The organism is Pseudomonas sp. MF7453, from assembly GCF_016405455.1.
Classification (GTDB): domain Bacteria; phylum Pseudomonadota; class Gammaproteobacteria; order Pseudomonadales; family Pseudomonadaceae; genus Aquipseudomonas; species Aquipseudomonas paralactis.
Genome location: NZ_JAEKCN010000017.1, coordinates 103,932 through 115,456 on the forward strand (window position 1 = coordinate 103,932; position 11,525 = coordinate 115,456).

Annotated in this window: 13 protein-coding genes and 1 pseudogene; 8 read left to right on the forward strand and 6 right to left on the reverse strand. The window is 55.1% G+C overall.

The features are described 5' to 3' along the window. Positions 1-96 precede the first annotated feature (96 nt). On the reverse strand, positions 97-363 hold the full coding sequence (locus tag JFT63_RS23850) for a DUF4404 family protein (protein WP_043047481.1): 267 nt from the start codon (positions 361-363) through the stop codon (positions 97-99). Positions 364-474: 111 nt separating this feature from the next. Then, a complete protein-coding gene (locus JFT63_RS23855; protein ID WP_186562316.1) occupies positions 475-1,083 on the reverse strand; it encodes an HAD family phosphatase in 609 nt (202 codons plus the stop codon). A 195-nt stretch (positions 1,084-1,278) separates the two neighbouring features. Here JFT63_RS23855 and JFT63_RS23860 point away from each other — a divergent pair, with 195 nt between their 5' ends. From JFT63_RS23860 to rssC, 3 genes are all read left to right on the forward strand, one after another. Continuing rightward, positions 1,279-1,968 carry an MlaA family lipoprotein gene (locus JFT63_RS23860; protein ID WP_057704676.1) on the forward strand — a complete coding sequence of 230 codons (690 nt, stop codon included), beginning with the start codon at positions 1,279-1,281 and terminating at the stop codon, positions 1,966-1,968. A 332-nt stretch (positions 1,969-2,300) separates the two neighbouring features. Then, positions 2,301-3,482, forward strand: coding sequence for a two-component system response regulator RssB (gene rssB / locus JFT63_RS23865; protein ID WP_054899086.1), 1,182 nt, complete (start codon positions 2,301-2,303; stop codon positions 3,480-3,482). Beyond that, on the forward strand, positions 3,482-3,964 hold the full coding sequence (gene rssC / locus JFT63_RS23870; RefSeq protein ID WP_010212025.1) for an anti-sigma factor antagonist RssC: 483 nt from the start codon (positions 3,482-3,484) through the stop codon (positions 3,962-3,964). Before rssB ends, rssC begins: the two co-directional genes overlap by 1 nt. 192 nt (positions 3,965-4,156) lie before the next feature. On the opposite strand, the gene tal is transcribed toward rssC, so the two are convergent. Then, entirely contained in the window at positions 4,157-5,083 is a 927-nt protein-coding gene (tal, locus tag JFT63_RS23875) for a transaldolase (protein WP_198707554.1), read from the reverse strand. A 412-nt stretch (positions 5,084-5,495) separates the two neighbouring features. On the opposite strand from tal, the gene JFT63_RS23880 reads away from it, so the two are divergent. Further along, on the forward strand, positions 5,496-6,242 hold the full coding sequence (locus JFT63_RS23880; protein ID WP_198844909.1) for a hypothetical protein: 747 nt from the start codon (positions 5,496-5,498) through the stop codon (positions 6,240-6,242). A 271-nt stretch (positions 6,243-6,513) separates the two neighbouring features. Here JFT63_RS23880 and dusA read toward each other — a convergent pair whose 3' ends face one another. The 3 genes and pseudogenes from dusA to JFT63_RS23895 form a co-directional block, all read right to left on the reverse strand. Next, on the reverse strand, positions 6,514-7,500 hold the full coding sequence (gene dusA / locus JFT63_RS23885) for a tRNA dihydrouridine(20/20a) synthase DusA (protein WP_198844910.1): 987 nt from the start codon (positions 7,498-7,500) through the stop codon (positions 6,514-6,516). A 104-nt stretch (positions 7,501-7,604) separates the two neighbouring features. Then, positions 7,605-7,868 (reverse strand): annotated as a pseudogene (locus JFT63_RS23890) (type II toxin-antitoxin system RelE/ParE family toxin). Then, positions 7,858-8,100: a CopG family transcriptional regulator gene (locus JFT63_RS23895; RefSeq protein WP_198844911.1), complete on the reverse strand. Its 243-nt coding sequence runs from the start codon at positions 8,098-8,100 to the stop codon at positions 7,858-7,860. The pseudogene JFT63_RS23890 and the gene JFT63_RS23895 overlap by 11 nt, the downstream one beginning before the upstream one ends. A 236-nt stretch (positions 8,101-8,336) precedes the next feature. On the opposite strand from JFT63_RS23895, the gene JFT63_RS23900 reads away from it, so the two are divergent. From JFT63_RS23900 to JFT63_RS23915, 4 genes are all read left to right on the forward strand, one after another. After that, positions 8,337-9,101 (forward strand): FRG domain-containing protein, encoded by a 765-nt coding sequence (locus JFT63_RS23900; RefSeq protein WP_198844912.1) that lies wholly within the window; start codon positions 8,337-8,339, stop codon positions 9,099-9,101. 2 nt (positions 9,102-9,103) lie between these two features. Beyond that, on the forward strand, positions 9,104-10,153 hold the full coding sequence (locus JFT63_RS23905; RefSeq protein WP_198844913.1) for a DUF262 domain-containing protein: 1,050 nt from the start codon (positions 9,104-9,106) through the stop codon (positions 10,151-10,153). 194 nt (positions 10,154-10,347) lie between these two features. Then, positions 10,348-10,713: a DUF6124 family protein gene (locus JFT63_RS23910; RefSeq protein ID WP_198844914.1), complete on the forward strand. Its 366-nt coding sequence runs from the start codon at positions 10,348-10,350 to the stop codon at positions 10,711-10,713. Positions 10,714-10,859: 146 nt separating this feature from the next. Continuing rightward, a complete protein-coding gene (locus JFT63_RS23915; protein WP_153475125.1) occupies positions 10,860-11,081 on the forward strand; it encodes a hypothetical protein in 222 nt (73 codons plus the stop codon). Positions 11,082-11,525 lie beyond the last annotated feature (444 nt).

The window sequence follows — 11,525 nt, forward strand, 5'->3', positions numbered from 1 at the left end:
ATTGCGATCTTTCAGTCATTCATCAAGTGACTGATACACCGCTATCGCAGGCAAGCCAGCTCCCACATTTGGTTGTGTGTTTGGTTTGGGATTGGGTTAGATGCCGATATTGCCCAGGGTGATCATGATATTGCGCAATGTCCCTGAAATGACCGGGTGCTCAGCGTCGAACTCTATGGCCGCTTGATTCACATCGTCGGAGATGCTCGGCGTCTGAGTGGCCGGCTCCAATTCAAGTTGCACTTCGAACTTGGCAATCAATTCCTCCAACGCTTCACGTTTTTCAGGTGACAGCGGTGGCTCCTGTTCCAACTGCCCACGCAGGATCTCGACCTGTTCTTCCAGCTTTTTGCGATCAGGCATGACGTTCTTTCCTTTTATCGATAGTCACTGGCATAGACCGCGGCGCGCCGGGAAAGGTCTACGGGCTGGCCTGTAGATTAATCCACTGCGGCCAACTGTGCATGATCTTGATCAGGGCTTCTCACCTTTGAGCTGGCGCAGGCGGATGTCTGCCAGGCAGGTGCCGAGTTCGCCAAGGTGATCGATCACCGAGTGCACGCCCAGGCCATAGAGCGCCACCGTGGCCTTGGCGCGCTTGTGTTCGCGTTGCTGCTCGGTCAGCGCCTGCCATTGCTCGGGTGCCAGACCGCACAGCGAGCCGCAGGAGGCCAGGCCGATGGTCCACAAACCGGCATTCAGGCCCGATTGCAGCAGGCGCGGCTCGCCGCTGACCAGCACGCAGCCTTCCAGGCGTTGGATATTCAACTCCATCAAGGCTTGCCAGCAAGCGTGAGGGGCTGGCCAGCGGATGGAGGAGGGCGAGGTAGCCTTGAGCCAGCCGGGCAAGCCCGCGGACAGCGGGGTGGTCACCGCTGGGGGCAACTCGTCCAGCCAGGCGCAGGGCACACCTTGCTCCTTCAGGCTGCGCAGAACTTTCAGGGCCCCGGGCGTGGCCTGGGCGTCGGGGGAGGGCGAGTCGCCGCGGGCCTGGGAACCGAAATCCACCAGGCAGCCACTCAGGCCAAATAACACGGCAGTCAGCGAGGGGGCGGTGGCGACGGCAATCTCGGCGTGTGGCATCTGAACGTCCCTGAAATAGCAACCACGCTATCGGCGCGCCATGACAAGGGCATGACACTGTCGCTATTTGTAGGAAATTTGTTCATTTTAAGTAAGTCGTTTCGTTGTGGCTGCCTAAACCAACACTTCCGTCATATACTGACGGCCTTATTCAGGGCATAGCGCCCATGACAGACCATTCAAGGAGCAAAAGCTATGCGCTGGAGCCAATACTTCGCTCAGCTGTCGGTGTGTGCCACCATCCTGTTGGCACCGTTCGCCGCTCAGGCCGCGTCGGAAGATGATCCATGGGAAAGCGTCAACCGCCCGATCTTTACCTTCAACGACACCGTTGATACCTACGCCCTCAAGCCACTTGTCCAGGGCTATCAGTTCGTCACCCCACAATTTGTGCAGGATGGCGTTCACAACTTCTTCCGCAACATCGGCGATGTCGGCAACCTGGCCAACAACGTGCTGCAACTCAAGCCTCATAATGCCGGTGTCGACACCGCTCGCCTGTTGGTCAACACCACCTTCGGCGTGCTGGGCTTTATCGATGTAGGCACCAAAATGGGGCTGCAACGCAGCGACGAAGACTTCGGCCAGACCCTCGGCTACTGGGGCGTCGGCAGCGGTCCCTACGTGATGATCCCATTGCTGGGCCCAAGCACCTTGCGTGATGCGCCGTCCAAGTACGTCGACAGCTACACCCTGCCGTACCGCTACATGAACGACATCGGCTGGCGTAACAGCACCTTCGGCCTCAACGTCGTTGACGTGCGCGCCAGCCTGCTCGACAGCGAGAAGCTGATCAGCGGCGACAAGTACACCTTTATTCGTAACGCCTACCTGCAGAACCGTGAGTTCAAGGTCAAGGATGGCAAGGTTGTCGACGACTTTTAAGCCGTAACTTCCTGAAATAAACCAAGGCGACCTTCTGAAGGTCGCCTTTTTTATGCGTGCTCCAACCTTACTTTGTGTTGTGGTCCAAGCCGTTCTTATAACTCCCGGTGATTTGCAGGGTAAAGACGCCCGGCGACCATCGCCATGAGCTTGAAACCCCTCACGGATGGGAGTACCGTCTGCGCCTTAGAAGGGCACCTCTGCTTTACCGTTGTGCATGGGCCAAATCCCAATGCTTTGTAGGACAGAGAGGCTAGAAAGCGAATCCAGTACGTGAGCCCGGCCATTGCCGAGCCGCCTACGCCAACCTAATTCTGGCGCCGTTTGCCCACATGCAAAAAACCAGTGCCACGCTGCTGATAATCGATGACGACGAAGTAGTGCGCGCGAGCCTCGCGGCCTACTTGGAAGACAGTGGCTTCAGCGTCCTGCAGGCCAGTAATGGCCAACAGGGTCTCCAGGTATTCGAGCGCGACAAGCCCGACCTTGTGATCTGCGACCTGCGCATGCCCCAGATGGGCGGCCTGGAGCTGATTCGCCAGGTGACCGACCTTGCCCCGCAAACGCCGGTGATTGTCGTGTCCGGTGCCGGGGTCATGAACGACGCCGTCGAAGCCCTGCGCCTGGGCGCCGCCGATTACCTGATCAAGCCCCTGGAAGACCTGGCCGTGCTGGAGCACTCGGTGCGCCGCGCCCTGGACCGTGCACGCCTGCTCCTGGAAAACCAGCGCTACCGCGAAAAGCTCGAAACCGCCAACCGCGAACTCGAAGCCAGCCTGAACCTGCTGCAGGAAGACCAGAACGCCGGTCGCCAGGTGCAGATGAACATGCTGCCGGTCAGCCCTTGGACGATTGACGAGTTCACGTTCGCCCACCAGATCATCCCGTCGTTGTACCTGTCGGGTGATTTTGTCGACTATTTCCGTGTGGACGAGCGCCGTGTGGCGTTCTACCTGGCCGACGTGTCCGGCCATGGCGCGTCTTCAGCTTTTGTGACCGTGTTGTTGAAGTTCATGACCACACGGCTGTTGTTTGAGTCCAAGCGCAATGGCACCTTGCCGGAGTTCACCCCCTCCGAGGTGCTGGGCCACATCAACCGGGGCCTGATCAGCTGCAAGCTGGGCAAGCACGTGACGATGGTCGGCGGCGTGATCGACGAAGAAACCGGTCTTTTGACCTACAGCATTGGCGGTCACCTGCCGATGCCTGTTTTGTACACTCCTGACAGTGTGCGCTACCTGGAAGGGCGTGGCCTGCCCGTAGGCTTGTTTAACGAAGCCACCTACGAAGACCACATCCTGGAACTGCCGCCGACTTTCAGCCTGACGCTGATGTCCGACGGCATCCTGGACCTTTTGCCAGAGCCTACACTCAAAGAGAAAGAAGCCGCCTTGCCCCAAAAGGTCAAGTCGGCGGGCGGCAGCCTGGATGGCCTGCGGCAGGTTTTTGGATTGGCCACGCTAGGGGAGATGCCGGATGATATCGCCCTATTGGTGTTGAGCAGGAATCTTTGATGAGTACCGGAAGAATCCAGTTCGCCGAGCAAGACGGGACCTTCGTCCTGAAATTTGTCGGTGAAGTGCGCCTGACCTTGTGTTCGGCCCTGGATGCGACGATTGAGCGGATCTTCACAGCGCTGAACTTCTCGGCGATCGTGATCGACCTGACCGAAACGCGCAGCATCGATAGCACCACCCTGGGCCTGTTGGCCAAGTTGTCCATTCTGTCGCGGCAGAAGGTCGGCCTGTTGCCGACCGTGGTCACCACCCACGAAGACATCACCCGTCTGTTGCAGTCCATGGGTTTTGACCAGGTGTTCAACATCGTTGACCGCCCCATCCCGTGCCCGGAATGCCTCACCGACCTGCCGTCCCAGGACCAGTCCGAAGAGATCGTACGGGTCAAGGTGCTGGAAGCGCACAAGATCCTCATGGGCCTCAACGAGTCCAACCGCGAAGCCTTCCACGACCTGGTCAACGCCCTCGAGCGGCACTGACAGCCTCCCTGTTGAAACACATTCCCCTGTGGGAGCTGGCTTGAACTGCGATTGCGCACTGTCAGTCGATGAAGTGTTGGCTGGCCCACCGCTATCGCAGGCAAGCCAGCTCCCACACTGGACGGCGGTGACACCGACGCACAAAAAAGGGCGACACCCTCACAGGTACCGCCCTTTTGCTGCTATCTGCCTTTACAGCTTGGCCGACAACAACGCCTCCAGCTTCTCCTGGTCCCGAGCAAACTGACGAATCCCCTCCGCCAGCTTCTCAGTCGCCATCGCGTCCTCGTTGGACTCCCAACGGAACTGCGCTTCAGTCATATGCACCCGCGCCTCACCGGCATGGCCTGGCGCCAACTTGCGCTCCAGCTTGCCTTCATCCGCCGCCAGCTTCTCCAGCAGGTCCGGGCTGATGGTCAGGCGATCACACCCGGCCAGCTCTTCGATCTGGCTGAGGTTACGGAAGCTCGCACCCATCACCACCGTCTTGTAGCCGTTAGCCTTGTAGTAGTTGTAGATGCGCGTCACCGACTGCACGCCCGGGTCATCGGAACCGGTGTAGTCGGTGCCGTTGGCCTTCTTGTACCAGTCGTAGATACGGCCCACGAACGGCGAAATCAGAAACACACCCGCTTCCGCACAGGCAACGGCCTGGGCGAAGGAGAACAGCAGCGTCAGGTTGGTCTGGATGCCTTCTTTTTCCAGCTTCTCGGCGGCACGGATGCCTTCCCAGGTGGAGGCGATCTTGATCAGCACGCGATCGCGGCTAACCCCGGCTTTGTCGTACAGGTCGATCAGACGGTGGGCACGCTTGAGAATAGCGGCCTCGTCGAACGACAGGCGCGCATCCACCTCAGTGGAAATACGGCCCGGCACTACTTTGAGAATCTCTTGACCCACCGCCACCGCAAAGCGGTCACTGGCCAGGCCCACATCGCCGTTGCAATCCTGCACACACTCATCCAGCAGCTTGGCATAGCCAGGAATCGACGCAGCCTTGAGCAGCAGGGAAGGGTTGGTGGTGGCGTCTTGTGGCTTGAGCTTGGCGAGGGTGGAAAAATCGCCGGTATCGGCTACGACGGTGGTGAATTGCTTGAGTTGTTCCAGCTTGGAAGTCATGGGCGTGCTCTGTCCTGTGGGTCTGATGACATTACCCGAGCGCTGGCAGGCGCTCAAGGGCGCAAATGCGATAGGTCGTTTGCGCGGGCAACAACCTGAAAACGGCCGTTTGAATTACCGGCAGTGGTGCTCAATTGGAGGGCAAAATCGCGGCTAGGTTCAACTGGATTCCACCCGTCCTGCGCCACTGGTTTCAAGCCAATTGATAGAGGCAATATCAATGTTTTGAAGTTGTGAAAAGTTTATTTTCCAGCTCTTTAGTTGTTGCTGTTTTTACTTGTGCTATACCTGACTGGCAAGCGCTAACTTGGGCCGATAAAAACTCTGATGACATAACTGTCCGCGGCGAAGTGTGTGCGTCTGTGCATTGAAATCTGCTGGTTCGTTAGTTTGAAAGCAAAGGAGAGATGTAATGAAACGGAATATATCAACACTATTCGCCGCCCTCGGTTTTATTTGTTCAACAACGGTATTTGCCGATGTGACGGTACAGCAGGCCCTCAGCGCCGGTTGTTACGATACCCAGGAAATGCGTGGCATCATTGACACTGCCAAGGCAGGTAAACCCATGGGGAGCCGCACCCTGGAAAAGGAAAACGAACTGACCTCATCCTACGGCGGCAAGATCACCGACAGCCGAGTGACTGCGCCTGCCACCTGGGTGTACCGCGCGTATGAGAGCGCGGACACCAACAATTGGCACGTCCAGAAACTCAAGGCCGGGGTGATCTACTCCAAGGCACAGAACGACCTGGATAAATACCTAAGGGACGGTGGCACACCCGAAAAGTACTGGGCCATCGATGGGCCTGACCTACACGCGCTGGGTTTTAACGGTGCCACCTACACGACAATGCGACTGCTCGCCTTACAGTCCAGCGACACCCCGAAAAGTCAGTTCGTGAGTTTTGCACTGGACTACGCCACCACCGGAACCTTTGGAGATGCCGTGTATGCACTGCAAGTAAACCCGAACTCACCCATTCTGGGGTTGGTTAACTGCAAAATCCCAGGCGGTGAAGTTCAATTGCAAATACTCGGCGGCACCACATTCAACACGCTTTACCGAAAAGTCAGGACCGATAAAGATTGGAAAAGGTATAACCGCGACACCGACCAATGGGTAACTGTGCCCAAAGGAACAGTGCCGGAAAACTAAGCAACAGTGCAGCAAGGGCCGGCAGCAACTGCCGCGCCCTTGCAATCACCGCTAAATATGTGGGAGCTGGTTTGCCTGCGATAGCGTCGGTACGCCCAATGAGCACTTACCTGACACTCACCAGGCAAAAATGTGGGAGCTGGCTTGCCTGCGATAGCGCCGGTACACCCAATGAGCACTTGCCTGACACTCACCAGGCAAAAATGTGGGAGCTGGCTTGCCTGCGATAACGCCGGTACGCCCAATGAGCATCTACCTGACACTCGACCAATCACCGCCCCTCCAACAACGTCCCCGCCTGATCCAGCAACGCCAACGGATCCGCCGCCTTATGAATATCCACCGACAACAACTGCCTGAACTTGCGCGCCCCTGGAAACCCCGTGCCCAACCCCAACACATGCCGAGTAATGTGATGCATCGTCCCACCACTGGCCAAATGCTCAGCAATATAAGGCCGCAACTGCGCCAACGCCTCCGCCCGACTGATCACCGGCGCCTCACTGCCAAACAACCGCTGGTCCACCTCCGCCAACAGATACGGATTGTGATAAGCCTCCCGCCCCAGCATCACCCCATCAAACGTCTGCAAATGCTCTTGGCACTGCTCCAGCGTCTTGATCCCACCATTGAGATTAATCTCCAACTCCGGAAAATCCCGCTTCAACTGCGCCGCCACGTCATAACGCAACGGCGGAACGTCCCGGTTCTCCTTGGGCGACAACCCCTCCAGAATCGCAATCCGCGCATGCACGGTAAAACTGGTGCAACCGGCATCCTTCACCGTCCCGACGAAATCACACAGCTCGGCATAACTGTCCCGGCCATTGATGCCGATACGGTGCTTCACCGTCACAGGGATCGACACCGCATCGCGCATCGCCTTCACACAGTCCGCCACCAGGGCAGGGTGCGCCATGAGGATCGCGCCGATCATATTGTTCTGCACGCGGTCGCTGGGGCAGCCGACGTTCAGGTTCACCTCGTCATAACCTGCGGCCTCGGCCATACGGGCACAGGCGGCCAGATCGGCGGGGACACTGCCGCCCAGTTGGAGCGCCAGCGGGTGCTCGGCTTCGTTGTGGCGCAGGAAGCGGTCGTGGTCGCCGTGGAGGATCGCGCCCGTGGTGACCATCTCGGTGTAGAGCAGGGCGTGTTTGGAGAGCAGGCGTAGGAAGAACCGGCAGTGGCGGTCCGTCCAGTCCATCATGGGGGCGACGGAGAAGCGGCGGGAGAGTGGGGCGGTTTGTAGGGACATGGGGGATCTGAGTTAGCGAGGCGAATGGGGCGCAGTTTATCAGGAACGGATCTTGGGTGTCGGAGAGGCAAGTTTTACGCGCATTACCACTTCGAGCGAGGACGTTACCGTGTGTGGAATACGCCAAGGATCTGCAGTCGATCACCCCGCACTCTATACGGGATCAGATAGGACTAGTTGGGAACTGCCCATTCGCGGGTATGTTTCACCCGACCGTCGCGGCCCATGGAAGGAAACTGAGCTAGCCTGTCGACACTGGCGAAAATGGCATTCGAGAAGTCGTCAGCGGCTTTTGGATTTTCGAGAGCGATGTAGCTCGCTTCGTCTTCCAGATTTTTGAGTGCTTTTTCAAGCCACTCAACCCGCATTCCTGCTCCAGCGCCTAGCGTGCATGGCTGCTACTTGGTCATCAGTGGCGAATTTGCCTTCGTCGGCGTCTTTTACCGCCAGCTCGATCTGAGCGGTCAGTATTTTTTCGTGCTCGATGTAGTCTCGAAGAACGTCCATCGCCAGGTAGCTCGCTGTTTGGCCATTGGTTTTGGCCAGGTCGGCGAGAGAGTTGGATAGGTCTTCCGGCAGGTTTAGGGATATCCCAGTCATGGCGGCCTCGATGATGGACGGTTGTGGGGCATCTTACACCTTGGTGTGCTTGGTTGACTCAGTAGTCTATGAGGATGGGGGCAACGCTCGACCATGCTTCGGTGAAGATGGTTTACATACGATATTTTGATCTCGACACCTGATTCATGTTGACTTGAGGCGATCATTGATTGAGTCTCATGATGGCAAATGGCATTCATTAATGAAATCGCACTGATGGTAATGGACGACGGTACATGAAGGATCCAGTTGAAGTTGGCAAGCTGCATGAAATCATGCGGTTTATAGAGGCGTCATTAGAAGATTCAAAAAGCCCCCGTTGGTTTCGTGGTAGTGGCAAGTATCCACTATATAGACTTGAGCCCACGCTGCTTAGGCATAAAGAAGTGCTAGCTGCAACGAAGAATCCCTTGAAGTTGGAGCAGCAACTTAAGATGCGATTCCTTCAGACGAGTGCCCCATTCTTGTCTGTGACACCTACTACAGATTTTGATTGGCTATTTTTGCAGCAGCACTATGGAGTGCCGACTCGTTTGTTGGATTGGACGGAAAATCCGTTTATTGCACTATACTTTGCTTTGTCAAGTAGCGCTAAGGAAGATGATGCTTGTATTTGGATGTTGGATCCTATCAAATGGAATAAGCTCGCGTTGAATAATGCGCAATTGGATCGTATACCTGACCCTACAATGTCGCAAGCTACACAGTTTCTAAAGGATCCTGGTGATGACTTTTCGCCAAATGATCCCATAGCTATTTTCGGAAACCATACAAATCCACGGATAACTGCGCAGCGAGGGACGTTCGTCATGTTTTGCAAGTCATCCGAACCTATGGAACATAAAAGGTATGCAGATGACTGCTTGACGTGCTTTAAAATACCAGCTGCTTTGAAGGCGGTAATGTATGAGACGCTACTCGCAATCGGGTATACTCATTCGGTAGTGTATCCAGATCTTTCTGGGCTTGGTGCTGAAATTAAGACTTCGTACGGATTTTAATTATGGATAATATTTTTGTAGTTCGTCCGTTTTCCACCACTAGTATTAGTTGGTGGTATGCAGAAAGAGACCAAATTGATCTGTCTCCGTCATATCAGCGGAAGTCTGGGGTGTGGGCTCCTAAAGATAAGGCTTATTTGATCGACTCAATTATTAATGGGTACGATGTTCCTAAGTTTTATATTGCGGATTTTAGCTATTCTAGTAGTGATTTGAATACCGCTGGTAGGCCTTATGCTGTGATTGATGGGCGGCAAAGGTTTGAGGCGATTTTCGATTTTTTGGATGGGCGCATATCGTTAAATTCGGATATGAAGTATTTGGCCGACAAGTCGGTTCGTCTCGCCGGTATGACCGTTCGAGATATGGAGAGTGAGCATCCAAGAATAATTCGAAGAATAGAAAGTTTTAATTTGTCAGTTATGTCTGTAATAACAAATCAAGCCGATCGGATTAATGATTTGTTTGTGAGGCTTAATAAAAGCAAGCCTTTGACTGGTGCGGAAGTGCGTAGTGCTATGGCTGGGGATGTGCCGAAATATATAAGAGCGATTGCTGGGCACGTTTTTTTCGCAGCAGGGGTAGGATTCACAAATCAGCGAAAACAACATGAGAACGTAGCTGCAAAGTTACTAATTATTGAGCATCGTGGTTCCTTTGTGGAGACGAAGAAGACTAATCTTGATCGATTTGTTTCTGAGGCGATACTTACGGAGAGTGGATTTGCTGAAACGGCAGATAGAGTGATGAATAATCTTGATTTGATGTATAAGGTTTTTGGTCATGGGAATTCTCTGCTTAAGTCTTCAGGAATGCTTCCGGTTTATTACTGGTTAACTCGAGAGTTTGGCCGTCATCCAGATTTTGTACGTAGGCTGCGTGACTTTGAGATTTTTAGAAGTGATCAAAAGTCTCATCCCGCTGTGATTGCGTTCAATTCTGTTAGTCGAAGCACGAATGATGAATTTAGCTATCATGTTCGCCATTATGTCTTGAGAGAGTTTATCACCGGTGATGGCTACATTGATGCGCAGACCTTTTCGGTTTTATAGAATTTGCACTAGCTTATGAACGGTCTTGAGGGCTGATGACGATATTGCTTGAGAAATTTCCCACGCTTTTCTCGGCTTGCCCCTCAGCCCTCCAATAGCTAACCTCCTCAAGCCGCTGCAAACCCAGCGGCCGGAGGTGGAAGTCCGTATTGCTAAGGCGTTTTAAACTCCCGTAAATATTTGGAGCTTCGCCCATGCACAACAACACACGCAGTTCTTCAACTGATCAAACCGCATCGTCCGTGGATGCCAAGCTTCAAGCCGCAGCCCAGCGAGCAATCCATCATCACTTGCCCCCATCCGACGACGCTGCGCCTGTTGAACTCCCAAGCAACAACCTATTCCTCGTAAACCCAACCATCGACCCCGAAACCCTCCTGGCCAACGCCGCCGAAAACCTGGCATCCGCCAACGAAATGGCCGCCACCTTGGCTTTTGACCTCGACGACTCCCAGCGCGCCATCGCCTTGGGCATTCAGCAGTTAATCGAGTTGAGTTCGCTACTCGTTGACCGAGCCCAGGAGCAAGTTGCGCCTGTAACCGCCCCAGTCAAAGCCTGACAACCAACCCTGCCGCCTTATCCAAGGCGGCAACCTGAACTCATGCTGTCACCCAGCAAAGTTTCATAATTCTCTGCGCCGTTGAGGTCTACGATCCCCTACTGAGAGAGGACCCCAGCGCCTCCAGCCCATAGGGAACTGAAACCATGATCTCGAACCTCGTCAAAGTTGTGATGATCACCGGCACGTTGATGTTGAGTGCTTGTTCATCTTCATCGAGCGTGACCAGCAGCGACCCGTGCTTTTCAGGCGGTTGCCAGGCATTTGGCGACCATAGTCCCAACAAAGCCGCGAAGATGAATTTCGGTGGCAGTGGGCTGGGGAGTAGTTATGGGGAGTATGGTTCGGGGTTGTTGCATGATGATTGATGGGGTGGTGGGGCGAGAGTGTTTTGCTTGCTTTGCTGCTTTGCAAAGTGAGCTGCCGTTTGGGTGGAGCGCTAAGTAGCCGTTGCCTGAGTACCGGATAGTACGGGGTCTGATCCCGCATTTTCGTCGGCTGTCGGGCTGCCTTCGCGAGCAAGCCCGCAGTTGGAGTGTGGGAGTCAGGGAGATAAGCGTCGGCTGTCAGGTCTTCACGGGAGCAAGCTCCCTCGCCACAGGTGCAGCGTCGTGCCGAAGTTGTGTAGATATAAATATTGATGCTGCGGTGGCGGTGGGTCAGTTAATTCGTCTGTTACTGATATACCGCTATCGCAGGCAAGCCAGCTCCCACATTAGCCATGTATCGCTCGCAGAATCAGCGCCCGGCTCGGATCCCTGTGGGAGAGGGCTTGCTCGCGATGGCGGTGGGTCAGTTAACTCATCTGTCAC

Excerpts from the sequence above, each read along its gene's own strand:
- JFT63_RS23850 (WP_043047481.1), bottom strand. The coding sequence starts at position 363 with ATGCCTGATCGCAAAAAGCTGGAAGAACAGGTCGAGATCCTGCGTGGG.
- JFT63_RS23855 (WP_186562316.1), bottom strand. The coding sequence starts at position 1,083 with ATGCCACACGCCGAGATTGCCGTCGCCACCGCCCCCTCGCTGACTGCC.
- JFT63_RS23860 (WP_057704676.1), top strand. The coding sequence starts at position 1,279 with ATGCGCTGGAGCCAATACTTCGCTCAGCTGTCGGTGTGTGCCACCATC.
- rssB (WP_054899086.1), top strand. The coding sequence starts at position 2,301 with ATGCAAAAAACCAGTGCCACGCTGCTGATAATCGATGACGACGAAGTA.
- rssC (WP_010212025.1), top strand. The coding sequence starts at position 3,482 with ATGAGTACCGGAAGAATCCAGTTCGCCGAGCAAGACGGGACCTTCGTC.
- tal (WP_198707554.1), bottom strand. The coding sequence starts at position 5,083 with ATGACTTCCAAGCTGGAACAACTCAAGCAATTCACCACCGTCGTAGCC.
- JFT63_RS23880 (WP_198844909.1), top strand. The coding sequence starts at position 5,496 with ATGAAACGGAATATATCAACACTATTCGCCGCCCTCGGTTTTATTTGT.
- dusA (WP_198844910.1), bottom strand. The coding sequence starts at position 7,500 with ATGTCCCTACAAACCGCCCCACTCTCCCGCCGCTTCTCCGTCGCCCCC.
- JFT63_RS23895 (WP_198844911.1), bottom strand. The coding sequence starts at position 8,100 with ATGACTGGGATATCCCTAAACCTGCCGGAAGACCTATCCAACTCTCTC.
- JFT63_RS23900 (WP_198844912.1), top strand. The coding sequence starts at position 8,337 with ATGAAGGATCCAGTTGAAGTTGGCAAGCTGCATGAAATCATGCGGTTT.
- JFT63_RS23905 (WP_198844913.1), top strand. The coding sequence starts at position 9,104 with ATGGATAATATTTTTGTAGTTCGTCCGTTTTCCACCACTAGTATTAGT.
- JFT63_RS23910 (WP_198844914.1), top strand. The coding sequence starts at position 10,348 with ATGCACAACAACACACGCAGTTCTTCAACTGATCAAACCGCATCGTCC.
- JFT63_RS23915 (WP_153475125.1), top strand. The coding sequence starts at position 10,860 with ATGATCTCGAACCTCGTCAAAGTTGTGATGATCACCGGCACGTTGATG.